This is a genomic window from Rhizobium sp. GW821-FHT14E12, assembly GCF_058803745.1.
This window is the reverse complement of sequence record NZ_JBXAPH010000003.1, coordinates 655,828-680,846: the sequence shown is the minus strand read 5'-3', so window position 1 is coordinate 680,846 and position 25,019 is coordinate 655,828. Positions and strand designations below refer to the sequence as shown.

Below are 25,019 nucleotides of genomic sequence, written 5' to 3'. Positions count from 1 at the left end.
TTTTTCCGAACGATCGCGAAGATAATGCGAACTTTATAGCATAGATCGTTCTCCTTCAATCTCCTAGCTTGTCTCTTGCTGGCTGCGAACGCGGCCATCGACCAAAATCAGGAGAAATCATCATGCGTGTCTTTGTCACCGGCGCCACCGGATGGGTCGGCTTTGCTGTCGTCAAGGAGCTGCTTGCCGCCGGGCATGAAGTGATCGGCCTTACCCGCTCGGATGCAGGAGCTGCGGCTCTCGCCACAGCAGGCGCCGAGGTCCATCATGGTTCGCTCGAGGATCTGGAGAGCCTTCGCCTGGGTGCGGCCGCCGCCGACAGCGTCATCCACACCGCCTTCAATCATGACTTTTCAAAATTCGCGGCAAACTGCGAGCTGGACCGCCGCGCCATCGAAATGCTTGGCGCCGCTCTGGAGGGAACGGGCCGGCCATTGATCGTCACTTCGGGAACGGCATTGGTGGCGCCGGGCCGCACCGCAGTCGAAAGCGATCCGGCTGTTCAGCCATCCGACAATCTCCCCCGCGCCTCGGAAGCAGCCGCCGCTGCCCTGGCATTGCGCGGGCTTCGCACCGCGGTCGTGCGTCTCCCGCCATCGGTTCACGGCCACGGTGACCATGGCTTTGTGCCGATCCTGATCCGCACGGCCAGGGAGAAAGGCGTTTCGGCCTATGTTGGCGAAGGGCTAAACCGCTGGCCGGGCGTGCACCGGCTGGATGCTGCCCGTGTCTATCGGCTCGCACTTGAACGCGGCGCCGCAGACGGCCCCTATCATGCAATCGCTGAAGAAGGCGTGCCGTTCAAGGACATCGCCGAAGTGATCGGCCGCCGCCTGAACATACCCGTCGTCAGCAAGACCGCTGAGGAAGCGCTAGATCATTTCGGTTGGATCGGGCATTTCGTCGGGAGGGACGTTCCAGCGTCCAGCGCGCGAACACGCCAGCTGCTGGGCTGGGAGCCGACACAGCCCGGGCTCATCGCCGATATCGACCACCCGGCCTATTTCGAAGCCTGATTGGGATGGCACAGCAACGAAAGGCACAACGGCTCCCGGCGGTCATAGCCCGCCAGGAGCCTCTTCCGTCCGCTGATCGCTCCAGCCTTTAGCTGGCGGCGATCCGACGACGGAAGTGCTCGGTACCTTCGACGATCTTGTCCATGAGCGCGTCGAGCGCCCAGAACCGCTCGCGGATATCGAAGTTGATCACGCGGCTGTCGGCGCAGGAGAATGTGCCGAGGCGCTGGTGATAGAGCTTTGCCAGCTTCGGATATCCCATCGGCTCGGCCATGGCGGCAAGAGCGAGATAAACGGAGAGCTCGTCCGCCAACGCCGGGTTGGAGGCGCTTTTCGTCAGCATCCACTTGTAGAGATCCGGATGGAAGTTGGTGAACACGCCGGTGAAACCGCGCGATCCCGCCTTCATGGCGTCATAGGCGATCGCCGCATTGGCGTTGACGATGGCGAGCGGCGTATCCTTGGTCAGCGCCACGCGACGCTTGACCGTTTCGAGATCGCAGGACACGTCCTTCAGAATCGCAAACCTACCGCTGCGGGCGCAGAACAACAGCTCGTCATCGCTCAACAGGCGGCGATAGGGCGCCGGGCATTCGTAGAGACCGAGCGTCAGATCTTTCGGCAGGCGCTCGAGGAGCCAGTTGAGATCATCGATGAACTTCGTGCCGCCCTGCTGCTTGACGTCGAGACGGTTGGTGACGAGCACCATGCCGTCGACGCCGGTGGCGGCGATCGCGCTCAGCTCTGCAAGCTGCTCTTCCAGGCTCTCGCTGACATGGCCGGAGGCGATGACCGGCACGCGGCCGGCCGCGGCCGCCTTAACGAAGGCCGCAAGCTCGACGCGCTCTTCGAGGCTGAGAAACTGCATCTCGCTGGACTGGCAGACGGCAAAGAGCGCATCGGAGCCGTTGGCGATGTACCATTCCACCAGCCGTGCAACACCGGGATAGTCGATCGCGCCGCTCTCGGTGAACGGCGTGATCATGACGGGAACGATACCTTCGATCTTCTTGAGCATTGTGTCAGCCTGCCAGTACTTGCGGATTAACGACATAGGGGACGATCGCCTGCGGGCGGCCGCCGAGATATTCGAGGATATTGCTGACGCAGCGCTCCGTGACAAGACGTTCCGCCATGCGATCCATGCCGGAAACATGCGGCGAGAGCAGCACATTGTCGAAGCTGCGCAGCTTCGACGCTTCAGGAAGCGGCTCGATCTCGAAGACGTCGAGGCCGACACCGCCGATACGACCGGCATCGAGGGCCGCGACAAGTGCGGTTTCGTCGATCAATGGCCCGCGCGAGGTGTTGACGAGGATCGCGGTCGGCTTGACCAAAGCCAGGCGCTCGGCATTGACCAGATGACGCGTTTCCGGCGTCGAAGGCGCATGAACTGAGATCAGGTCTGCTCTCGAAAAAAGCTCGTTCAGTTCGGCACGCTGCGCGCCGAGGGTCGCAAGCTGCTCGTCGGAGGCAAAGGGATCATAGACGAGAACCGTCATGCCGCCGGCGACGCAACGGCGCGCCATGGCGCCGCCGATGCGACCGAGACCGACGACGCCCGCCGTGCGGCCCCAGAGGCCTGGGTGGAAACCGTCGAAGAACCATTTGCCGCCCTTGACCATCGCGTCGCGCGGACCGATGCGGCAGGCAAGCGCCAGGGCCATGGCATAGGCATATTCAGCGACGCTCTCGTGATTGGCGCCGAAAGCCATGGCCACGGGAATGCCAGCCTTGGTGGCGGCGGCGACGTCAACCTTGTCGTAGCCGACACCCCAGCGGGCGACGATCTTCAAATCGGGCGCGGTTTCCAGCACCCGCGCCGTGTAGGGCTCGCCGCCGGCGATGGTGGCGACGACGCCGTCCTTCAACTTCTCGATCAGTTCGGCTTCGCTCGGCAAGCGGAAGGTCTCGTTGACCTCCACACTATAGCCGGCGGCGATCAACGGCTCGAACAGCGCATCGCCATTCTTGAACTGCTCCGTATTGACGAGAATTTTCCGTGCTTTTGTCATGTCGTATCTTACCGATATCAGAGAGGGTACCGCCGGATCAGGTCCGGACGGCGGTGGTTGAAACCGTATTTTCCAATTGCTTTCCCCCGACCTTGGTGACGAAGAGGACAAGGATGAAGGCAAGGAATGCCGCCGAGGCGATGGCGTATATCCCGTACTGCTCGAAACCGGACCAGCTGACGGCCATGGCCCGGACGTTGGGAGCGACGAAACCTCCGAGCGCGCCGAGCGAATTGATCACCGCAAAGCCGCCGGCCGCCGCCGCACCGCCGAGATATTGCGTCGGGAAGGTCCAGAAGATCGGCTGCGCCGTCATGATGCCCATGGTGACAAAGCACAGGGCAACAATCGCCAGCGCCGGGCTCGCATGGGCAGAGGCTATCAGGCCGAGGCCGATAGCAGCCAGCGAAAACAGAAAGCAGATGTGGCGCCGGCCAGTGCGGACGGCCCAGTCCGGATAGAAGAAACCCGCAATCAGCGCGCAGATCCACGGAATGGCCGAGACGAAGCCGACAAGCAGGCCGACCTTGACGCCAAGCAGGGCAGCAACCTGTGTCGGCAGGTAGAAGGCTACGCCAAGTCCGGTGATCTGGATGAGGAAATAGATCGCGGCGAAATAGAAGAGCTTCGGATTGCGGATCGCCTTGCCGAACTTCACCTCGCCGGTTCGCGCCTTCTCCGCCTGTTCGGCCGCAAGCGTCGTGGCCAGCGCCTGCCGCTCGTCCGCCGGCATCCACTTGGCTTCCTGCGGGCTGTCGGTCAGATAGAAATAGGCCCAGATTCCGACCAGAACGGTGATGCCGCCTTCGACCAGGAACATCAGCTGCCAACCATGCAGGCCGAACAACCCGTCGAGATCGAGGAACAATCCCGAGATCGGACCGCCGAAGATCAGCGCCAATGGCGAACCGAAATAGAAGATCGCCAGGATCTTGCCGCGTGCTTCGCGCGGAAACCACAGCGTCAGATACATGATCGCACCGGGGAAAAGGCCGGCTTCGGCGGCGCCGAGCACCACCCGGATCAGCGAGAAGGTCGTATCGTTGTACGCAAACATCATCAGGGCGGAAATCAGGCCCCAGGTGACCATGATGCGGGCCAGCCATTTGCGGGCGCCGACCCGGTGCAGCATCAGGTTGCTGGGCAGTTCAAACAGGGCATAGGTCAGGAAGAAGACACCGGCGCCAAAGGCAAAGGCGGCTTCGGTCACGCCAGTCGTCGCCTGATAGGACTGCTTGGCGAAACCGATATTCACGCGGTCGAGATAGGCAAGCATGTACATCAGGATCAGGAACGGCAGGATGCGCCATTTCGCGCGCGACACCGCCCGGGCGAGGACTACCGGATCGGTCTTCTGCCCTCGGGTTGGGCCGGTCGTGTTGTCAGTCTTGCTCAATCGAGTTCTCCATCCCATCGGCCCTATTCAAGGCCTGCTGTTTTATCGCGGACTCATCCAGACCCGCAAAATGTAAGCGCTTACATGTAGAAAGCATGTTTGCATGTCAAGCATGCGAAATGACTTTTCATCGGGAATTTCCGCAGCCATAAGAGAGATGGCGAAGGGGCTCATATGAACGAACCGATTGAAAGCTCGCAGAAATTGGGCGCGCGCCGCGCGCGCGGCAGCAGCGGTCGTGTGAAACTTGAGGAAGTGGCCCAAAGGGCGGGCGTTTCGACGGCAACAGTTTCACGCGCCTTCAACGAGCCGGAAAAAGTATCTCAGAGTGTGCGGGAACGCGTGCTGGAGGCTGCCCGGGCACTGAACTGGATTCCGAATGCCGCCGGACGGGCGCTCGCCTCCAGCCGGACGCACATCGCCGGCGCCATCATCCCGACACTGGACAATGAGATTTTCGCCCACCAGATCAGCGGCATGCAGAGCATTTTCGCCGAGCGCGGTTTTACGCTTTTCCTCGGCTGTTCCAACTACGATCCGGAAGAGGGATTGAAACAAGTTCAAGCCATGCTGGCGCGCGGCGTCGAAGCGTTGGCAATCGTCGGTGAGAACCATCCTCCGGAATTGTTCGCAGCACTCCAGCAGCGAAAAGTTCCCTATATCCTCACCTATTCCTATCGGGCATCCTCGCCGCATCCGTGCATCGGCTTTGACAACGAAGCGGCGTTTCAACAGATTGTCGGCCATCTCCTGTCGCTCGGACACACGCGGTTTGCAGCGATATTCCAGCCGGAAACGGAGAACGATCGTGTTAAGGCAAGGTTGGACGGCGTCCGCAGCGCGCTCGCGGCATCAGGCGTCGCGATGGACGACGACAACCTCATGATCGGACCATCGACGATGGATTTCGGCGCGTCGAGCTTCTCCCGCCTCATGAAGCGACCGGCACGATCGCGGCCAACAGCCATCATATGCGGCAACGACAACATCGCGCTTGGCGCGTTGACCGCAGCCGCCGAAATGGGATTGAGCGCGCCCGCGGATTTCTCCATCACTGGTTTCGACGACCTGACGATCTCGTCAAGACTGTCGCCGCGCCTGACGACGATGAAGGTCGACAATCAGGAGATCGGCATACTTGCAGCCCGTCAATTGCTTTCCGCCATTGACGGAACGGGCGATGCGCCGCACTCGATCGAGGTGCATCCGCAAATGAAGATCCGGGAGAGCACAGGGCCAGTCTGAATGCACGACACAGGACGACTTAGCCGTTACGAGCGGTCGTCTCTGCTCTTCATGCTCAGTCTTTTCAACTTCTCATTCAATGTTCTGTGGGGAAGCTGCAGCCGTTCCGCCGCAAGGCTGGCCCTGCCGCCGGCGCTCCTCAGAGCCTGTTCGATGACCTTGAGTTCAAACTGATCGACGAGATCGGCCAGGGAGGCGTTCTCAACCGTCAGATCGTCCTCCTGATCGGTGTCGGGGCGCCAATCCAGCCCCAGCGCACGGCGCTCTGCCAGGTGCTTGAGCTCCCGGACATTGCCGGGCCACGCATAGGCAAGAAGGAAGCGCGTCTCCTCGTCCGCCAAAGGCAACGCCTTCCGCTCAAGGCGTTCCGCCATCGATATCATGAAGTGTTCAAACAACAGCAGCGCATCGTGACCGCGATCCCGCAAGGGAGGAATTGCGACATCCGCCGCTGCCAGCCGATAGTAGAGGTCCTCCCGAAAAAGCCCCCGCGTGGCGAGATCGCGAAGGTCCTCCTTAGTCGCGGACAGGATGCGTATGTTGATCGGTATTTCCCGGTTCGATCCCAGGCGGGTGACCGTGCGCTCCTGCAGGGCGCGCAGAAGCTTCGCCTGCATGGAAAGTGGCATGCTTTCGATCTCATCCAGGAAGATCGTACCGCCATTCGCAAATTCGAACTTGCCGATACGCGTGCCCGAAGCGCCGGTAAACGCCCCGGTCTCGTGACCAAACAGCTCGCTTTCGACTATGTCGAGCGGTAAGGCGGCGCAATTGATCGCGACAAAGGGGCTGGCCTGGCGCGGGCTGCACTCATGCAGCAACCGGGCCACGACCTCCTTGCCCGAACCGGTTTCGCCCTTGATCAGCACGTCGACGTGATAGGGAGCAAGCTGCTCGATGGCGGACTTCAAGCGGGTGGTCGCCTGATCGCTGCCCAGCAATTGTCGTTCAAGCCTGGCCTGGGTTGCGTTGTTTTGTTCCAGGGAGACAACCCGCCGGCGTAGTCGGCTCTGTTCGAGCGCATTCTGAAGCGTGCCGATCAACTGCTCCGGCACGTAGGGCTTCGTCAGAAAATTGAACGCCCCGGCCTGAATGGCGGCAACCGCCATGGGAACATCTCCATGACCGCTAAGGATGATCACCGGCAGCTCCGGCCAGGTTTTTCTGATGACGGCGAGCAGCTCCAGGCCGGAGATACCAGGCATTCGCACGTCCGAAATCACGACATCGACCGTATCCGAACGAAGAACCTTGAGTGCTTCATTGCCGTTGGCGGCCTGGATCACCGAGAGTTCATTGAGCGACAGCCATTGGGCGAGCGAATGCCGCAGCGCGACATCATCCTCGATCAGCAATACGACCGGCAATGCATCCGTCATGCAACCTCCCCTTCCGGGCGCGATGCGCTCTTACCGTTCTGCCTGAGGCGCAAAATGAACCTGGCCCCGCCGAGCGGCGACTGATCGAAAGACAATGTGCCGCCGTGATCACTTGCGATGCGATGGGCCGTAGCCAGACCAAGGCCGAGGCCCTCGCCGGGCAATTTGGTCGTATAGAACGGCTCGAACAATTGCGTGCCGGTATCGGCGGCAATCCCCGGGCCATTGTCGTCGACGGCAATCGCGCAAAATGACCCTTCTGCGGCACCGCTGACACGGATACAGGGCTCTTTCCGGTTCCTGACAGCGTCGATCGCATTGCTGAGCAAGTTGAGGATGACCTGCTCCAGCTGCGCCGCACTCCCCTGGACCTTGAGGCCGGAGCCAATCTCCTGCGAAACCTCGATGCCAAGGTCGGAAAAACGAAATTTCAGCAGTTTCAGGGTACGCCCGATGATGGCTCCAAGGTCGACATCCTCGAAGTCGTCATCGCTTCGGCGCGCCAGGCGCTTCAATTGGCCGGTAAGATCGGAGATCCGGCCGATGACCTCGTTCATCGTATCGATGTTTTCTCCGATGGGCGCGTATTGCCGGCGTTTAAGCAGCAACCGGGTCGAGGCGATGTAGGTCGACAGCGCCGCCAGCGGCTGATTGATTTCGTGCGCAAGCCCGGCAAAGGCCTGGCCCATCAGCGCGAGCTTTTCCGCCTGCGAAAGATTGCTGCGTGTGACGCTCAGCTGCCGCTCGGCCTCTTTGCGCTCGGCAATCTCTAGCTCCAGCCGGTCATGGCTCAGCTTCAATTGCTGGGTGCGCTCGGCAACACGGTGTTCAAGCTGCTCGAAAGCACGTTTTGCCGCCTGCCGGGCGCGTCGCCTTTGCACGGCGATGGTAATGCCAGCCAGAACCAGCAGGCCTGCAAGCGCCGTGGCAATGGCGACGATATCATCCTGGCGCCTGATGTCCGTCAGATCCGCGAAGTAGATCAGCGTCCAGCCCTTTTCACCGAACGGCACCGTAACCTGCAAGCGTTGTTCTGACCTGTCGTCATCTTCAACCGTCGCCAGATCGAAACCCGATGATTGCTGAACCCTGATCTTTGGCGTGAGCGCCGCATCTCCATAGCGGCGTTCCTGCTTCAGTTGGGCCAGGGCCGTGGGCGAAATCTGGGCTGTGGCCGTGTATCGCCAATCCGGCTGCGACGACAGGAAAATGATGCCTTCGCTATCCGCCATGGCAACATGCTCGGATGCATCGCGCCACTGCTTTTCGACGGGCAGGAGATCGATCTTGACGATGGAGACGCCAACAACCCGGTCGTCGACCTTGATGGGGACGGAGAGGAAATAACCAGGTTGCCCTGTGGTCGTGCCGATAGCGTAGTAACTGCCGTTGCCATTGGCCATCGCATCGCGAAAATACGGCCGGTAGCTATAATCATGGCCAACGAAACTGTCGGGCGTGTCATAGTTGCTGGCGGCGATCGTCAATCCCTTCGTATCGGTGACGTAGAGCGCCACCGCACCGGATGCGTTCGACAAGCGGGCCAGGAAGCGATTGATGTCCGGCCGCTTGGCCTCGGCCATCCCAGCGCGGAACAGATCCTCGATTTCGCTGGAGCGTGCCACGACATCCGGCAGGTAGCGAAACCGCTCGATGCGGGCCGACAAGGTGGCCGAGATGAGCCTGAGCCGCTCCTGCGACTGAGCGGCCGCCTCACGCAGCCCATATTTCCGCGTCGCGTCCTGAACAAGCCCCGGTATGCCGACACCGAGTACCATGAACACAAGTGCGAGTATCAGGTATTTCCATCGCAATGGTGCTCCCCCAAACTGTACCCCGATCTCGTGACCATAGCAGGATCGGCCGCGCGGCAAAGCAGTATCCGTGACACGTCCTTGATCGCGCGACCTGACGATCCGTCAGTCCAAGGTAAGACCCTGGCGCTCGTCCGATGCAAAGCGATCCTGCTCAGCGTGGACGATCTGCGCCAGTTCTCGCTTGATCTCGTTGAATTCGACGGAATTGGTGTCCCTCGGATAGGGCAATTCGATACGAATATCCCTTTTGATCGTGCCCGGCCGATAGGTAAGGATGACGACGCGCGAGCCAAGATAGATGGCTTCCTCGATGGAGTGGGTGACAAAAACGATGGTTTTGCCGACTGCCTGCCAGATGCGCAGAAGTTCATCCTGCAGCGAGCGCCGTGTCAGCGCATCGAGCGCGCCAAACGGTTCGTCCATCAGCATGATCGGCGGATCGAGCGCCAGAACACGGGCGATCGCCACGCGCTGGCGCATGCCGCCGGAGAGATCCTTGGGGAAGCGCTGGCGGAACTCCTTCAAGCCTAGCAGATCCAGAAGCTGCGTGACAGTCTCGGCAATCTGTTGCTTCGCCAGCCCGCGTATTTCCAGCCCGAAGGCGATATTGCGTTCGACCGTCATCCAGGGAAACAGGGCATATTCCTGAAACACCATGCCACGATCCGGACCGGGGGCCGTAACGGCCTTGCCGGAGACTTCCAGGGTCCCCGCGGTCGGCAGGGAGAAACCTGCGATGGCGTTGAGCAGCGTGGACTTGCCACAGCCGGAAGGGCCAAGAAGGCAGACGAATTCTCCGGCATTGATTTCAAGATCAATGCCCTTCAGCGCCGTGACGGCGGCCGGCTCCTTGCCGAAGATCTTGTTTACGCCGCGCGCAAAAATCTGCGGCGCGGAAACAGCACTTGCGAGTGGAGCAAGGTTTACGGGAATGATCGACATAAAATTCCTCCCATTGCGGACATTGACGGCTCAATGCCATCGGGCCGGTCCGCGCCCCATCCATCGGGGACAGGCGGACCGGCAGGTTGAAGACTTTCTAGCTCACAGGTCCGGCTAGGATTCGATCCCGCGATGCCAGCGCAACAGGTGGCTGTTCAGCCTGTTGACGCCGATATCGATGGCAAGGCCGAGCAGCCCGATCGCGATCATCCCGGCGATCACCTTGTCCGACCACATATATTCCCGGGCCTCAAGAATTCGGTATCCAAGGCCACTGTTAACCGCGATCATTTCAGCGACGATGACGACGATGAAGGCCGTGCCGATACCGATCCGCATGCCGGTGAGGATATAGGGCGTGGCGGCCGGCAGGATGACGCGCCTGAACAGAGTGAGCCTGTCCGCGCCGAGATTGGTGGCGGCGCGGACATAGATGCTGTCGACATTGCGCACGCCACTGATCGTGTTGATCAGCACCGGGAAGAAGGCCCCGATCGCGATCAGAAAGATAGCGGGCGGATTGCCGAGACCGAACCAGAGGATCGCCAACGGAATATAGGCGATCGGCGGGATCGGCCGCAGGAACTGGATGACCGGGTTCAGATATCGCTCGATCGTCTTATCCGTGCCCATCAGCAATCCGAGGGGAAGCGCGAGCCCTGCCCCGACGGCAAAGCCCAGAACGACGCGCTGGAGGCTCGCTAGCAGATCGCCCAGAAGCTCGCTCGACATGATCCAGGCACCGATACTGCCGGCCTCCTGGAAGGTTTCCTCCGGGATCAGGTAAAGCCACAGCCGTTCAATGATCGCCACGGGAGACGGCAGGATCTCCGGCCTGACCAGACCGAAGACGGACATCAATTGCCATATGGTCAAAAGGACGACCGGAACGGCAAGGTTTTGCAACAGCCGCTTGATCATTTCAGTGCTCCTTCCAGCAGGTCCGTCTTCACCCAATCGGTCGCCTTCGGCGGATTGACGAGCTTGCCGACGCCGTATTTCACCATCAGGTCGGTGGTGATCTGGACGTGTTCGGGCGTGATCTCGTAGCTGTAGGGCGAGTTTCCGATAGCGTCCTTGAAGTCCTCAGGCGTGATCTGGCCCTTGAACATGTCGTTGATGACATATTTCTCCGCCAGGTCCGGCTTGTCGATGAAGGTTTTGGTCGCCTCGACAAAGAGCTTCATGGTGCGCTCGGCAACGTCACTCTTCTTGTAGAACTCCTCCGAGAAGACCAGTGAGCGGACGGGCATTCCCATCGGCGTGTCGTAGGGCTTGAGGATCTCGACGCCGAAGGCCTTGTTGATGGCCTGGCTTGCCTGCGGCTCGGACTGGCTCATGGCATCGATATCACCGGCCATCAGCGCCTGGTTGAGGTCGGCATAGGCCATATAGAGGATCTGCACATCCTTGCCGGGCTTTTCCGACCAGGTCAGGCCGACCTTGTCGAGTTCGGCGAGCAGCACCAGTTCCTGGGCGCCGCCGCGGGCAACGCCCACCTTCTTACCCTTGAACTCGGCGATCGACGTAATGCCGGACTTTGTGCCGGCCACGATACGGGCGCCGCCTTTGGCGAAACCAGCGACAGCATAGATCGGCACGCCCTTGGCGCGGCCGGCGATCGCCGCATCGACAGCACTTGCGGCGACATCCACCTCGCCGGCCACAATGGCTGGCAGGATGTCGATACCCTTGGCGAAGAACCGCTCCTCGATTTCCAGATCGTATTTCGGAGCCAGCTCCTTCATGTAGGAGATCGCGCCGTAATGGGCGAATTTAAGATTGCCGAGCCGCACCTTGTCGGCGGCGTTGACGGATGTTGCTGCCATAAGGGCAACGGCGGCCAGCAGCAGCCGGCGCTTCAAATGTCTCATGTTTTCCTCCCAAAAACACCAATCCGACAGTCGGATTAGTAAATTGGGAGCAAGGGGCGTGCCAGTTGCCACCGCGATGGTTGGACGACAGCAAGATACGGCCTCCTTGCACCTTACGCGGATGTTAACATCTTGAAATTATGTTTGTTTTCTTCTTCACCGGGAAGACGGCATCAAATCGATCCGACATTGCTTCTTATCCTGGCGACCGGTGCTTCCGGCAAAAAATTGCCAGCCTCGATCTATGTCGAGCAAGATATTGCTCGCCCAAAGCGAGCATCTCCTCCCGACATTCCCTATGTAATGAGGTCCTTTCCATGCGCCACATCTTGTGAAAATAATTTCTATAAAATTACTAGACAACAGAAAGACTGGTCTTTCTAGTCGGCATCACTGCGGACTACGTTTCAGGCATGATCGATTGATGAGACAGGCGAGGAAGAAATATGTCTGCGGAATTCATAAGCGTTACGTTCACCAACCCCTCCACCGAACTAAATCCGCTGCCGCAGCCCGCGATAGATCCGCGTTTTCTGGTGCGATATGCGCGCTCGCTCGACGACTACGGCTTCAATTATACGCTGGTCCCTTACGACTCCTCGTCATTCGATCCGTTTACGATCGGCGCGACCATCGCGGCCCATACGAAGAATATCAAGATCATCATCGCGCTACGCCCGAACACGCTCTATCCAACGGTGGCAGCGAAGGCGCTGGCCACGCTCGATCAGCTGAGCGAAGGCCGGGTCGTCGTTCACTTCATCGCCGGCGGCAGCGATGTCGAGCAGGCGCGCGAAGGCGATTTCCTGACCAAGGAGCAACGCTACGAGCGGCTCGAGGAATATATCCGCATCCTCAGGCGCGCCTGGGAATCGTCCGAGCCCTTCGATTTCGACGGGCGCTATTACCAGTTCAAGCAATTCAGCAATCAGGTCCGTCCGGTGAGCGGCAAGATCCCGGTTTCGGTCGGCGGCTCGTCCGACGAGGCCTACCGGATCGGCGGTGCACTGGCGGATATTTTCGGCCTTTGGGGCGAGCCTTTGGCCGAGACCAAGGAGCAGATCGACCGCATCAACGCCGAAGCCAAGCGCGCAGGGCGCACCGACCGCCCACGCATCTGGGTGACGTTCCGGCCGATCGTCGCCGAAACCGATGAACTGGCCTGGGCCAAGGCGCATCGGGTGCTGGAATCTCTGCAGGGGAACCGCGCCAAGGGCCTCGGTAAGGCCCCGGCATCGGCACCGCCGCCGCAAAATGTCGGCTCGCAACGCCTGCTCGATATCGCCGCACGCGGCGAGGTGCATGACCGGGCGCTCTGGTACCCGACCGTGACGGCAACGAATGCGCGTGGCGCCTCGACGGCGCTGGTTGGCTCCCCGCAGACCATCGCCGACTCGATCCTCGACTATATCGACCTTGGCGCCGATCTGATCTCGATCCGTGGCTACGATAACCTCAACGATGCTATCGACTATGGCCGATATATCCTGCCGCTGGTCAGGTCCGGAATAGATGAGCGTGCTGCGCAACAGCGAAACGTTGCCTGAGGGCGGCGGCGACCACACACATGAAGCAACGCGCATTTCTTCAATCGGAAAGGGCTCATCAGAGTGTCCCATAGCACGATCGATTTGACGGATCTTACCCGTACCCTGGCCGACGCGGCACCTGCTGCGGACGCGACCGGTGCCTTTCCCTGGGTGGGTATCCAGGCAGTGCACAAGAGTGGGCTGCTCGAAAGCACCGTTGGGACGCGCTTCGGTGGCACCGGCGCCTCTCTCGCCGAGACCGGCCGGGTACTCGCGGCACTGGGGCGCGGAGATCCTTCGGTGGCGCTGATCAGCGCGATGACGATCTTCACACATCTCGGCGAGGCCAGCCGCAACCGATGGCCGGAAGGCCTCTATCGCCGTCTGCTGGCCGAGGCGAAGGAGCGCCCCATCCTGCTCAACGCGGCGCGCGTGGAGCCTGACCTCGGATCGCCCGCGCGCGGCGGCCTGCCGGATACGCTGGCGCGGCGCACGCCGCATGGCTGGTCCATCACCGGCAAGAAACGCTTCGTCACTGGCGCTCTCGGACTGACGCATTTTCTCGTCTGGGCGCGCACCGACGAAGAGCCGCAACGCGTCGGCACCTTCGTGGTACCCTCGGGCTTGCCGGGGATCAATGTCATCGAGAACTGGCGGAGCCTCGGCATGCGGGCCAGCGGTTCGCATGATGTGGAGTTCACCAATGTCGAGATCCCGCGCGAGGATGTGCTCGACCTAACGGATATTGCCGCGGGCACGCAGGACAATCGCGCCCATGCCAGCATGACCCTTGCGCTCACCGCCATCTATCTCGGCGCGGCCGAGGCGGCCCAGGAAGCCTTCGTCCGTTTCGCCCATGAGCGTGTGCCGTCCAATCTCGGCTATCCGATTGCCCGCACGGAACGCTTCGTGACGCTTGCCGGAGAGATCGATCTTCTGGTCTCCGGTGCAAGACAGATCATCTTCGACACCCTGGATTACGGCCTCGACAGCCCGGAAAGACTGATCCGCGCCCGGCTTTTGGCCGGACGGCAAATTCGCCAGGCCGTGCAGCTTGCCGTCGGCGCGCTCGGTAATCCCGGTCTTAGCGCAGATGTGGGCATCGAGCGACACTTCCGCGATATCCAGTCCGTCCTCGTGCACGCCCCGCAGGAGGATACGGCCATTTCCATCCTCGGACGCGCCGCACTCGACCAAGGCGCAAAGACACAACGCCCACCGGAGCTTTCCCCCGCGCTTGTCTCCCGATCCATTCTCAAAACCGGCTGATCGACCATAGCATCATGACAACGTCCATATCCGAGCAGATCGTGAATGTCGCCGGAGCGCTCTTCTACAAGGAGGGCATCCGCGCCGTCGGCATCGACAGGATCGTCGAAGAGGCCAGCATCGCCAAGGCGACCCTCTATCGTCACTTTCCCTCCAAGGATCATCTGGTCGCCGCCTATCTGAGCCAGCGCCACGACCGTGTGATGAACTCGCTTGATGAGGTGACGAGAACCATCGGAGAGCCCAGGGATCAGCTGGCCACCATCTTCGACAGGCTCTTCGAAAAGGCCGACAGCCCGGAATTCCGGGGATGCGCCTTTGCGCTGGCGGTCGCCGAACACGGCGATTCCGAGCGTGTGGTTTTCGTCGCCCGCGAACACAAGAGCGCCGTGCGCGCGATTTTCAAATCGATCATGCTGCGCGCCGGAGCAATATCGGAACAACCGGCTGCGCATCTTGCGCTTCTTTATGAAGGGGCGCTTGCCACGGTTGCCGTCGACCGCGATCCGAATGCGGTGCTGGTCGCCAGGGATTGCGCATTGACGGTTTTTGACGGGGCAGCGGTGTCCCGTGGACTTCAAAGCAGGAATGGAAAATGACAAAGACGATCGACTATTTCTTCGGCATCGGCTCCCCCTGGGCCTTTATCGGGCTCGAACCCTTCACGGCGCTTGCCGCGCGCTTCGGCGCGGACATCCGACCCTATGTCATCCCCCTGGTCGAAGAAAACGGCGCGATCTTTTCGCGCAACCGACCGGAGCCGCGACGCGCCTATTGGTTCAAGGACCTGAAGCGCTGGGCGACGCTGCGCGGCAAAAGCCTCGATCTGGACAACAGGACCGGCCTTTCCGATCCGACGCCCGCGGGTCTGATGGTGATTGCCGCACAGCTCGACGGCAAGGACTGGATCGGATTGACCAAGGCCCTGCAGGAGGCCTTCTGGTCCCGCGCCGAGGATATCGGCAATGCTGATGTTCGCAAGGCAATCACTGAGGCCGCAGGCTTCGATGGGGCGGCACTCGAGGCACGGGCGCAGCAAAGCGACGTGCAGGAACTCTGGCGTTCGAACTATGACATCGCAAAGGCTGCCGGCGTCTTCGGCTTTCCCACTTTCCGCTATGACGGCGAACTCTATTGGGGACAGGACAGCCTGCCCTTCCTGGAGCGCCACCTGAGCGGCGAGAAGCTGATCGCCTGACACGAAACTCCCGCGCTTCCCCGGCCACTTTCGTCTCGACGAAGTGGCCGGCATATCACCGCCAGCCTGCTATTTCCCGTTTGGATAGACCCAGGCATAGCCAAAATGATAGCGGTCGGGTTCGCGGCCGTAATAGTAAGGCACGGCCATGTCGTGCTGTTCCGGATTGGACAGCGCCTCTCCGTATTTCTCTTTCAACCACGCCGTAAGCGAGACGGGCATGGTCGACGACTTGCCGTCCCGTTCGTTCCAGACCAGCAGCAGAGGCTGATGGCCAATGCTGGCGTGATCGATGTCGAACAGGGGGTAAGCAATCGAGATGACGGGCGTATCCGGCATGTTGATGCGGACATTGCCGGCTTTCTGCCACGTCGTTGTCACCACCGCCGCCGGCTTTCGTCCCTCGACCGCGACGACCTGCTCGAGAAACGGGGTGTAGGGCGTATTCAGATGCTCATAGGAGCCGAAGAGTTTTGGAACGAGCACGCTTCCCGCGATGATGAGCGGCAGCGCCACCATCATCGTGAGCGGCACATACAGAAACTTCCGGAACACCTCAGCGGATCCAACCCCCGATGCCTCCAGTTTCAGGCAGAAATAAAGCGGCGCCAGGAACAGGAATGGCAGCAGCCAGCGATCGCGGAATTCCGTCAGCGTAACCACCAGGATCATCAACAACAGTATGGCAAGCGTCGCGGCGAGAATCGTGCCCACGAAATCCGACCATTCGCTTCTTGCACGAAAACTCCGCAGGAACGCCTTGCGGAAAAAGATGAGGAAGATGACGGCCGTCGGCAAAAGAATGACGATACCGGTCTCGAACAACTCCTTGAGCCCATTTCCAATGTCGGAAAGCTTACCGCCCTCTCCCTGTTCGGACATGGTCCGCGTGGTCTGATCGATGACCGCACTTATATGCGAGGTCATCCAGAGGCCGTGGGGCAGGAAGACGAGGATCGCCAACAGGATCGTCAGCAGCAGCCGCTTGTCGAGAACTCTCTTCAGCCCATCGGGATGCCTGAGGACGGCGACGAAAGTGGCAAGGACGATCAGGACGAAATTGTATTTCGTCAGCATCCCCACGCCGACCCACACCCCCATCGAGGCGTAGGATATGAAGCTGGGCTTTCGCAACGTCGAGACGACGCTGTGCAGAAACAGGCAGATTGCCAGCAGCGTTCCGACCGTATGGGTCAGGTCCCGCTGCGCCTGCCAGAACATCTGCGGCATCGTCAGCAGCGACAGGGTAGCGATGGCCGCCAGCCCCTTGTCGGCGAGCAGCAATCGGGCCAGCCGGTGGTAGGTGTAGTAAACCAGGAAAAGCAGAACATTCTTCAAAAGCACCAGCGACGCCAATGTGGTGCCGAAAACGGCGAACACGCCTTGCTGAATCCAGTTGTAAAGAGGTGGCTGGGCGTCATAGCCCCAGTCAAGCCATTGCGCGACGACGAATTGTTGCGCCTCATCGACGCGCAACGAATTCGGCAACGCGATGCGAACGATGGCCTGGACGAGGAAATAGGCGGCGAGAGCCCATGGCACCCATCGCAGATCGGAAAACAACCCCAACTTGGCGGAACGCTCGCCGCCCTCAACGCTATCCATCGTTTTTCCTTCTGGTGGAAAAATCTCGCGAGTGACGACGGCATACACCCGCGCCTTATTTAGGTAAGCGGTATAGTGTGTCACCTTGACGAAGGCAAAGGCTATAGCAGGGGAAAACTGACGGGGGCGGCCGCAGAGCACCCGCGTCAGCCCTCGGCTTTCGACCGCGCATGCCCATTGTCTGAAGAGGTCTATTGCCGCTCGCTATATCGCCATCGGGCATAGAGGGTGACGAATTGCAGTCATCTCACGACGCTCGTCAAGCACTCTTCGGACTCTTGCGGGAACGAGCGCGAGCGGTAGCTAGCACCGACGCATTCAGGGCCACGGCGGCGCGAATGAGCGCCTTCAACGCCCCTTCATCAATCGTAGCGCCCTCCTCGAAATCGATGGCACGCCTGGTATTGCCTTCGAGGCTGGCATTGAAGAGGCCTGAAGGATCCTGCAATGAAGCCCCCTTGGCAAAGGTCATCTTCACCACAGTCTTGTAGGTCTCACCGGTGCAGATGATCCCGTCGTGCGACCACACCGGAACGCCTTTCCACTTCCACTCCTCGACCACTTCGGGGTCGGCCTGCTGGATGAGCGCTCGCACCCGGGCGAGCATATCGCCCCGCCAATCGCCCAGCTCCTCTATCCTCGCATCGATCAATTGAGAGGGAGAGCCGCCGCCCTCGCCTTCCTTCGGATCGCTGTTCTCCGTGGCCCCCGTCGCTTTCCTCATCGCTACGTTCTCCTCGCCAAGACACTTGGCGACTGAACCACAGCAGAGTCTGCCGATCAACTCCCGACCGGATCAACATCTCTCTCGAGGAGTGTCCGGAACTTAGCCTTTACCCTCATGCCTTGCTTTGCCAAGCATCAATTGGACGAGGCCTGAGCGGCCATCGCGACCGATGGCGAGGGCACCGATTGGCACTCGGGATTCGACGTGGCGGTGGTAAAGAGCGGAACGTCGTTCCAAAGGGTTCCGTTCAATGTCTCGCGCGCACCCAGAGTGAATACCGTCCGCATATAACGATCGTTGAAGGGGTCGGCGATGTCATAGGGAATTTGGCAATCGATCGACGCAACGTGAAATGTCGCGCCGGTTCGGCGTGCCCAGCCGTATAGCGCCATCAACGCATCGCGTTCCTGTGCCTTGATGAGCGTGGCATATGCCCGCGCCATGACGGGCAAGGTCCGCTCCGAGGTGTTGGAAAATTCGGGCATGAGCGCATTGTTGACGAGCACGAAAATATTGAGTTTCCGAGACTTCGGCCGAGGCGCGCGGGATGCCGACGCCAGCACCGTGCTCGGGAAGGTGAGAATTTGCGAGGAAGAGCCGCCGTCGGAATGGAGCTCCTGAAAATGCCGGTCTCCCGCCTGCGCCTTGATCAACACTGGCGGATATACGCCGGGAATGCTTGCGGAGGCGACAAGCACGTCCCGGAATAGCTGAAGGGCACCCGGCCGGTCGCTTACAGCGATCGCGCCCATATTCCAGACCACCGCTCTTTGCGAGTCGAGATTGGAGGTGAGAACCAGGAGCCGGCGCCCGTTTCGATGCTCTCTCGCAACCGCGTCGAGGACGTCCTGCGTGATGTACTGATCCACCATGCTGCGAAGCGTCCGTCCGCGCAGAAGGCTCTTCCCGAGCATCTGATTTGGCAGCAGCCTGCGATCGACGAGGTTCTTTGCAACGCCGCTGGTGTAGAGCCGGTCGATCAGATCGTCATAGGATGATCCAAGAAAGGCGAAGGGAGCGATGAGCGCGCCGGTGCTGACGCCGCTAACGATGTCGAAGCGCGGGCGTTTGCCTGTCTTCGTCCATGCCGATAGCACGCCTGCACTAAAGGCACCCCCAGCCCCGCCCCCCGAGATCATCAGGTAGTTGACGTCTCCTTGTGCGGCGGCAGGTTGCCAGTCAAAGGCCTCTTCCCAGGACTTGGAGCCTTCGTCGAGATACGATCTCACTCCCGGAAACCCGGGAACCTCCGCTGAGGAGGATTGGTCGGCACGGTATTGCGGGCGAGATGTGGTCACGCAGCCTGCAAGGGGAAGAAGCAGGATGATCAACAAGCAAAGATGCCTGTAATAGGCTTGGTCGCGGTTCGGCAACGCGGATACTCCGGGGAAAGCTGTCGCGTTATGTGTGAACCGCTCTCTAGCGCCGGCTGTTGGCGCGGATATGTTCCGCATATTTCCATGGGTGAATGCCGTGTGACCAAACCGTGGCCAAACTCGGCAAGCCGGCGCTGGTCAAAATGACCCGCCAGGTCAGCTGCTCGAGGAAAAACTATCCCCCATGGCGCGCAGGATGATCACGGCAGATGCCGCGCCTGGGTCGACGTGGCCCAGCGAACGCTCTCCCAGCCTCGCCGCCCTGCCGCGCGCGGCAATCATCGAGCGGGTCGAAGTCGCGCCGGTTTCCGCAGCCTCCACGATGCTGTTCCAGAGTTCCCGGGTTCCGCATTGCTTCGTCCGCGCATTGACGGCTGCTTCCGTTGCGGGAATCCAGGCGTCCAGCATGGTCTTGTCGCCGCGCTGGCCCTTGCCGCGCTCTTTTATCCCGGCCGTCATCGCTTCGACGATTGCAACCTGGCCAGCGACCGAAAGGGATTCATCCTGCTTGAGGGCTTGCGCCGCTCTTCGGAAGGCCGTCGCATAGAGCGGGCCGGTGGAGGCGCCGACGGCGTCGAGAAAAGCCGAGGCTGCAACCGTAAAGATCTCCGAAGGCAGCGCTTGCTCAAGATCCAGCTTTGCCAGCGCGGCATTCACGGCCATGAAGCCGAGCGCCATGGTGATCCCGTGGTCGGCATCTCCGATCGCACCGTCGAGCTCCGAGAGGTGGTCCTTCTCCGCGGTGATCGCTATGGATATGCGCTGAAACATGCTGCTCAAACGTCGCGCCGCGTTTTCCGGCATAATCTTCCTCCCAGTCAGGAGATCGCCGCCGGTTTTCTCCGGCGCGCGTCTCGTATCTTCATCCCACCTTCAAAGCGGCGGTATCGCAAGGATGGTACAACAGCTCGGTCAATTCGTGATCGAGATGCAAAATCGATATGGACGCGCCGACCATGTCGAGCGACGTGCAGTAATGCCCCACCCAGCTCGCTTCTATCCTGATGTCCTTCGCGCTCAGCCGCTGTTCGACGCGCCGGAACAGGATGTAGAGCTCCATCAGCGGCGTTGCACCGAAGGAATTGATCAGCACGGCGACACGGTCACCGGGCGCCGGCTTCATTTCCGCGAAAATGCGGTCCATCACCCGGTCGGTAATCTCATCCGCGGTCATCATCTTCTCGCGTATGACGCCGCGCTCGCCGTGGATGCCCATGCCGAACTCGATATCATCGGGACCGATCTCGAAATTGTGCCGCCGCGTCTGGGGCAGCGAGCAGGGTTCCAGCGCCACGCCCATCGTATAGGTTCGATCATTGGCCTTGCGCGTCGCGGCCTCGCAGGCATCGAGCGACAGTCCTCGATCACAAGCGGCTCCCGCGATCTTGAAAATGAAGAAGTTTCCGGCAACACCGCGACGGCCTTCCCTGTCCTCCACCGGAGAGGAAGCGATGTCATCCGTGGTGAGGATGGTACGGACATCAATCCGTTCGTCCTGCGCCATCTCGGCCGCCATCTCGAAGTTCATCACGTCGCCGGCATAGTTGCCATAGACGAAAAGCACGCCCTTGCCGCCGGATGCCGCCCTGGCGCATTGAAGGATCGGTGTGGGCGGCGGCGACGAAAAGATGTTGCCGACGGCAACCGCATCGGCGAGGCCCTTACCGACATAGCCGACGAAGCAGGGTTCATGGCCGGTGCCGCCGCCGATGACAAGCCCGACCTTCCCCGGCCTTGGTCCTGTTCGGGCAACAAGCGCCCGGTTGGAGCCTTTGATGGGCGCGACGTGACCGGCATGCGCCTTCACGATGCCGTCGAGCATCTCGTCGACGACGTCATCGGGATTGTTCAGGAACTTCTTGATATGGGTGCGAAAGCTGCTGGGCAGGGCTACGGTATTGTCCGTTCGGACGCGCTGCGAAATCTTCTGATCGATTTCCGTCACGCCATCGGCGTTGAGGATACCCCGGCCGGTGGCAGCATCGGTGATCAGGACATTGATATAGCCGCCGCGCAACGCCGCAAGGATTGCAGGCACCTTGTCAAAACCACCCGCAACCGCGATGCGCAGCCCGATCGCCTTCAGCATATCGAGGGATATGCCGATGGTCCGGTCATCGAGTGGACCGGCAACCGGCTCTCCCTTCGGATCGATGAAGCGGCCGGCGACGACCCCGACGGCGTTCTTCGCCAGATAGTCCTGGAGCGAGACGGATTCAAAGAATCCGCTGCTATGGATTGTCGAATTCGGGCGCAGCGACGAAATGCCGAACAGCGCCTTGTTGGCTTTGGAAAGCGTGGCGAACTGGTCTTCCACCAGTGGTTCGCGCAGCAGGATGTCGCGCACCTCTCCGGTCGAGACGATGGCCGGCGCGGTGATATTAATCAGCTTTCCGCCGACCGCATTGGCAAAAGCCGCCGCGCAGAGTTCCGGCGTATAGGCAAAGCGCGCCCGCGTGCCGCCGGTCGCCTGGACGATGGTAACATCCTGGAGATTGGGTACGGACGCCTGCTCGGCGATCGCCAGGACCGTTCGCCCCCAGGCGACAGCCAGCGTATCACCCGATTTCAAGAGCTTGGCGATCGCCTGGGCGCCCGCCGTCCCGAGACGATCGATCAACGGCCGCGTTCCGTCGTCGCTGGGGACGACCAGACAGTCATGCAGGCCGAAATGGCGTTTCAATTCCATGGCGATAGACAGCGAACTCAGCCGTGAAGGCTCAAGGGAGATATTCACGATCCCGCGGCTGCGCGCATCGGCCAGATAGCTGTTCACCGTCGCGCGGGAAATACCCATGATCTCGGCGATATCGCCCTGCGTCCTGCCATCCTCATAGTAGAGCCAGCAGGCCCAGACGTAAGGATCGTCGCCGTAGCGCAGCGGCATGGCGTCGGATGTTTCCGGCACGCCCGCCTTGCCTACACCGGTTTTTCCGACTGAAGATGTCTTGCCTGTCATGACTGTCCGCGGTTCCCTTTTGTCGTCCGAAGATGGAAGCAATAGAGCATGTTTGCAAATGCTTCTTCAGAGAAAGGGGCGGCGCGCGACCCCTTCGACAATAAAGGGATCGCGCAGCCTTGGGAGGTCCATCTGTGGGCGCACAGAGCCCTTGAGATCACGAAGCCTATTGAAGCCGATCGCGCGCTCCGAAAGAGAGTTCTTTCAATATGATCGCGCAGGAGGTAGCCCCGGCATCCAGCACGCCCAGCGAGCGTTCGCCAAGACGGCTCGCACGACCGATCTTCGCCACCAGATTGAGCGTCGAATCCCGACCAGCTTCGGCCGCCGCCACCAGCGCATCGAGCGCGTCGACAAACGACTTGCCGGCGGCAATCGCGCCATCGAAGGCTTCGATCGCCGGAACAAGCGTGTCGAGGAGCGTCTTGTCGCCGACCTTCGCCGAACCGATTGCCTGGATGCCTTCAAGGCCCGCATGCAGCATCCGACTATAGGTTGCGCTGTCTATGGCGTCGACACCCTCCAGCTTCTCGGCAAACTCGATGAACATCACACCGTAGAGCGGCCCCATCGAGCCGCCGATCTCGGTCATCAGGACGGTGCCCAGCGTATCGAGCGATGCGGCAAGCGACAGATACTTGCCCTTCATGCGCTCCGCGGCCATGCCGAAGCCCTTGGCCATGTTGACGCCGTGGTCTCCATCGCCGATCTTGCCGTCGATCTCGCTGAGATAGGCACGATTTTCGACGATCCGGTCGGCCATTGCCAGGACGATATCGCCAGCCGTTGCGTTGCTAAATGTCTGCATGCACCTGTCTCCCTCAAAGCAACGTCGTGCATTGGACTTCGACGTCGAGAAGCTCTTTCATCTCGTCGTCGAGAGCCAGCACCGTCAGTGTCGCGCCGACCATCTCGAGCGAGGTGAAATAGTTGCCGACATAGGTCTTGTAGATCTTGAGGCCGCGCGCGGTGATCTGCGTTTCTATCGTGTCGTTCAGAATGTAGAGCTCGTTGACAGGCGTCGCGCCGAGACCCGACACCAGGACCGCCACCTCGGTGCCGGCGGCGAGATTGTGATCGTCCAGAACGATCTGGCTCATGGTTTTGGCGATTTCCTCGGCCGTTTTCAGCGGTTCCACGCGAACCCCCGGCTCCCCATGGTGACCGATACCGACTTCCATCGTGCCGGGCTCGATCTTGAAATTCGGATGCCCAACGGCCGGCAGCGTACAGGGGCCGAGACCGATGCCGACGGAACGGCAATTGTCGATCGCCTTCTGGGACATGGCCCGCACTTCTTCGAGGCTGGCGCCCGTCGACGCCTTGGCGCTGCCGATCTTCCACATGAAGATTTCGCCGGCGACACCACGACGCTTCTCACGTTCCTCCGGAGGAGCCGAGCAGACATCGTCATTGGCAACGACGGTCGCAACCTCGATGCCGTCCTTGGCTGCGAGCTTGATCGCCATCTTCACGTTCATGTTGTCGCCCGCGTAGTTGCCATAAAGGCAGATCACGCCGCGACCGCCATTGGCTTCGCGAGCGGCGTCGTAGAAGCTCTTGGCCGTCGGCGAAGAGAAGAGCTCACCGACAGCGACGGCGTCGAGCATATTCTTGCCGGCATAGCCGATGAAGGCGGGCTCATGACCGGAACCGCCGCCGGTGATGACGCCGACCTTGCCGGCATGGGGCGCGTTCTTCGCGACGACGACGCGCGGATTTTCGGCAAGGCGTACGGTCCCCGAATGCGCCTTGACGAAGCCCTTTACGGTGTCTTCGACGACTTCATCGGGATTGTTGATGAACCGTTGCATAATGTCTCCTGTAGGATGCCCGAGCGCCTGCGCTCAGAGAATTGTGTAGCCGCCATCGATCAAGAGATCGGCGCCATTGATCATGTCTGCTCCCGACGAGGAGAGGAAAACGGCCGCCGCCGCGATCTCCTCCGGGAATGCGAAACGGCCCACGGGAATGCGCTTTTTCGCCGCCTCGCCCTTTTCCCCGGACCAGGCCTTTTTGCCGAGTTCGGTCAGGACGATGGTCGGGGAAATGGTGTTGACGCAGATGCCGTGCTTGCCCCATTCGGCGGCAAAGGTCTTGGACATGCCGATGACGCCGAATTTGGAGGCGCAATAGGCGACGTGCTCCTCGATCGCGACGGTGCCGGCCTGCGAGGCGAGGTTGATGATCTTGCCGCCCCTGCCGGCGGCGATCATCGCCCGGCCAACCGCCTGGGTCACCAGGAAGGTGCCTTTGAGGTTGATATTAATGGTCTTATCCCAGTGATCCTGCGACAGGTCTTCAGCCGGTGCGAGAAAGACGACGCCGGCGCTGTTCACCGCGATATCGATATGGCCGAAGTGCGACAGGACATCGGCGATCGCCTTGTTGACAGAGGCTGCATCTGCAACATCACAGGCGAACGGCTTGGCATCGCCGCCGAGTTCGGCAGCTTTTGTGCTGGCAATATCCGTGTTGATGTCCAGAACTGCGACTTTTGCGCCCTTCGAGGCAAAGGCGGCGGCCACCGCGGCGCCAATCCCGGATCCGCCGCCTGTCACGACGGCGACTTTGCCGGAGAGCTGGAAATTCAAATCAATGTCTGGAGCTTTATCGGTCATCTTGTTCAAGCCTCGATAGGGTGGAGGGTGGGGCGAAGCTTTCGCCCCACC

Annotated in this window: 22 protein-coding genes; 6 read left to right on the top strand and 16 right to left on the bottom strand. The window is 60.7% G+C overall.

From position 1 onward, the window contains the following. Positions 1–122 precede the first annotated feature (122 nt). Positions 123–1,016: an SDR family oxidoreductase gene (locus tag AC1RO0_RS16425; RefSeq protein ID WP_498593949.1), complete on the top strand. Its 894-nt coding sequence runs from the start codon at positions 123–125 to the stop codon at positions 1,014–1,016. 88 nt (positions 1,017–1,104) lie between these two features. Here the strand turns inward: AC1RO0_RS16425 and AC1RO0_RS16420 are convergent, their stop codons facing one another. Genes AC1RO0_RS16420 through AC1RO0_RS16410 form a run of 3 tightly spaced genes read right to left on the bottom strand, consistent with a single transcriptional unit; the run spans position 1,105 to position 4,427 of the window. Then, a complete protein-coding gene (locus AC1RO0_RS16420) occupies positions 1,105–2,034 on the bottom strand; it encodes a dihydrodipicolinate synthase family protein (RefSeq protein ID WP_498593948.1) in 930 nt (309 codons plus the stop codon). Positions 2,035–2,038: 4 nt separating this feature from the next. Next, entirely contained in the window at positions 2,039–3,031 is a 993-nt protein-coding gene (locus AC1RO0_RS16415; protein WP_498593947.1) for a phosphoglycerate dehydrogenase, read from the bottom strand. A gap of 37 nt (positions 3,032–3,068) precedes the next feature. Continuing rightward, positions 3,069–4,427 (bottom strand): MFS transporter, encoded by a 1,359-nt coding sequence (locus AC1RO0_RS16410; RefSeq protein ID WP_498593946.1) that lies wholly within the window; start codon positions 4,425–4,427, stop codon positions 3,069–3,071. 174 nt (positions 4,428–4,601) lie between these two features. Between AC1RO0_RS16410 and AC1RO0_RS16405 the strand changes: the two genes are divergently transcribed. Continuing rightward, positions 4,602–5,672: a LacI family DNA-binding transcriptional regulator gene (locus AC1RO0_RS16405; protein WP_498593945.1), complete on the top strand. Its 1,071-nt coding sequence runs from the start codon at positions 4,602–4,604 to the stop codon at positions 5,670–5,672. A 26-nt stretch (positions 5,673–5,698) separates the two neighbouring features. Here the strand turns inward: AC1RO0_RS16405 and AC1RO0_RS16400 are convergent, their stop codons facing one another. The 5 genes from AC1RO0_RS16400 to AC1RO0_RS16380 all read right to left on the bottom strand — a co-directional run bounded on the left by AC1RO0_RS16400 (position 5,699) and on the right by AC1RO0_RS16380 (position 11,684). Then, positions 5,699–7,051, bottom strand: coding sequence for a sigma-54-dependent transcriptional regulator (locus tag AC1RO0_RS16400; RefSeq protein ID WP_498593944.1), 1,353 nt, complete (start codon positions 7,049–7,051; stop codon positions 5,699–5,701). Then, the gene (locus AC1RO0_RS16395) at positions 7,048–8,865 is read right to left on the bottom strand and encodes a sensor histidine kinase (protein WP_498593943.1); all 1,818 of its coding nucleotides are present in this window, start codon (positions 8,863–8,865) and stop codon (positions 7,048–7,050) included. The genes AC1RO0_RS16400 and AC1RO0_RS16395 overlap by 4 nt, the downstream gene beginning before the upstream one ends. Before the next feature lie 105 nt (positions 8,866–8,970). Continuing rightward, positions 8,971–9,810 (bottom strand): ABC transporter ATP-binding protein, encoded by an 840-nt coding sequence (locus AC1RO0_RS16390; protein WP_498593942.1) that lies wholly within the window; start codon positions 9,808–9,810, stop codon positions 8,971–8,973. Positions 9,811–9,924: 114 nt separating this feature from the next. After that, on the bottom strand, positions 9,925–10,731 hold the full coding sequence (locus AC1RO0_RS16385; protein ID WP_498593941.1) for an ABC transporter permease: 807 nt from the start codon (positions 10,729–10,731) through the stop codon (positions 9,925–9,927). Next, on the bottom strand, positions 10,728–11,684 hold the full coding sequence (locus tag AC1RO0_RS16380; RefSeq protein WP_498593940.1) for an ABC transporter substrate-binding protein: 957 nt from the start codon (positions 11,682–11,684) through the stop codon (positions 10,728–10,730). The genes AC1RO0_RS16385 and AC1RO0_RS16380 overlap by 4 nt, the downstream gene beginning before the upstream one ends. Before the next feature lie 446 nt (positions 11,685–12,130). On the opposite strand from AC1RO0_RS16380, the gene AC1RO0_RS16375 reads away from it, so the two are divergent. From AC1RO0_RS16375 to AC1RO0_RS16360, 4 genes are all read left to right on the top strand, one after another. Beyond that, positions 12,131–13,231 carry an LLM class flavin-dependent oxidoreductase gene (locus tag AC1RO0_RS16375; RefSeq protein ID WP_498593939.1) on the top strand — a complete coding sequence of 367 codons (1,101 nt, stop codon included), beginning with the start codon at positions 12,131–12,133 and terminating at the stop codon, positions 13,229–13,231. Positions 13,232–13,294: 63 nt separating this feature from the next. After that, on the top strand, positions 13,295–14,482 hold the full coding sequence (locus tag AC1RO0_RS16370; protein WP_498593938.1) for an acyl-CoA dehydrogenase family protein: 1,188 nt from the start codon (positions 13,295–13,297) through the stop codon (positions 14,480–14,482). A 14-nt stretch (positions 14,483–14,496) separates the two neighbouring features. Then, positions 14,497–15,081, top strand: a complete 585-nt coding sequence (locus AC1RO0_RS16365) for a TetR/AcrR family transcriptional regulator (protein WP_498593937.1) — start codon at positions 14,497–14,499, stop codon at positions 15,079–15,081. Then, entirely contained in the window at positions 15,078–15,680 is a 603-nt protein-coding gene (locus AC1RO0_RS16360) for a 2-hydroxychromene-2-carboxylate isomerase (RefSeq protein ID WP_498593936.1), read from the top strand. The genes AC1RO0_RS16365 and AC1RO0_RS16360 overlap by 4 nt, the downstream gene beginning before the upstream one ends. A gap of 69 nt (positions 15,681–15,749) precedes the next feature. Here the strand turns inward: AC1RO0_RS16360 and AC1RO0_RS16355 are convergent, their stop codons facing one another. From AC1RO0_RS16355 to AC1RO0_RS16320, 8 genes are all read right to left on the bottom strand, one after another. Beyond that, entirely contained in the window at positions 15,750–17,285 is a 1,536-nt protein-coding gene (locus AC1RO0_RS16355) for a glycosyltransferase family 39 protein (protein WP_498593935.1), read from the bottom strand. 259 nt (positions 17,286–17,544) lie between these two features. Further along, a complete protein-coding gene (locus tag AC1RO0_RS16350; protein ID WP_498593934.1) occupies positions 17,545–18,009 on the bottom strand; it encodes a DUF1801 domain-containing protein in 465 nt (154 codons plus the stop codon). A 137-nt stretch (positions 18,010–18,146) separates the two neighbouring features. After that, positions 18,147–19,241 carry a patatin-like phospholipase family protein gene (locus AC1RO0_RS16345; RefSeq protein ID WP_498593933.1) on the bottom strand — a complete coding sequence of 365 codons (1,095 nt, stop codon included), beginning with the start codon at positions 19,239–19,241 and terminating at the stop codon, positions 18,147–18,149. A 303-nt stretch (positions 19,242–19,544) separates the two neighbouring features. Further along, on the bottom strand, positions 19,545–20,192 hold the full coding sequence (dhaL, locus tag AC1RO0_RS16340) for a dihydroxyacetone kinase subunit DhaL (RefSeq protein WP_498593932.1): 648 nt from the start codon (positions 20,190–20,192) through the stop codon (positions 19,545–19,547). Between the two features lie 58 nt (positions 20,193–20,250). After that, positions 20,251–22,347, bottom strand: a complete 2,097-nt coding sequence (locus AC1RO0_RS16335) for a bifunctional sugar-binding transcriptional regulator/dihydroxyacetone kinase subunit DhaK (protein ID WP_498593931.1) — start codon at positions 22,345–22,347, stop codon at positions 20,251–20,253. 166 nt (positions 22,348–22,513) lie between these two features. Then, positions 22,514–23,155 (bottom strand): dihydroxyacetone kinase subunit DhaL, encoded by a 642-nt coding sequence (gene dhaL / locus AC1RO0_RS16330; protein WP_498593930.1) that lies wholly within the window; start codon positions 23,153–23,155, stop codon positions 22,514–22,516. Between the two features lie 13 nt (positions 23,156–23,168). Then, positions 23,169–24,161 (bottom strand): dihydroxyacetone kinase subunit DhaK, encoded by a 993-nt coding sequence (locus AC1RO0_RS16325; protein ID WP_498593929.1) that lies wholly within the window; start codon positions 24,159–24,161, stop codon positions 23,169–23,171. 33 nt (positions 24,162–24,194) lie between these two features. Next, positions 24,195–24,968: an SDR family oxidoreductase gene (locus AC1RO0_RS16320; RefSeq protein WP_498593928.1), complete on the bottom strand. Its 774-nt coding sequence runs from the start codon at positions 24,966–24,968 to the stop codon at positions 24,195–24,197. Between the last annotated feature and the right edge of the window lie 51 nt (positions 24,969–25,019).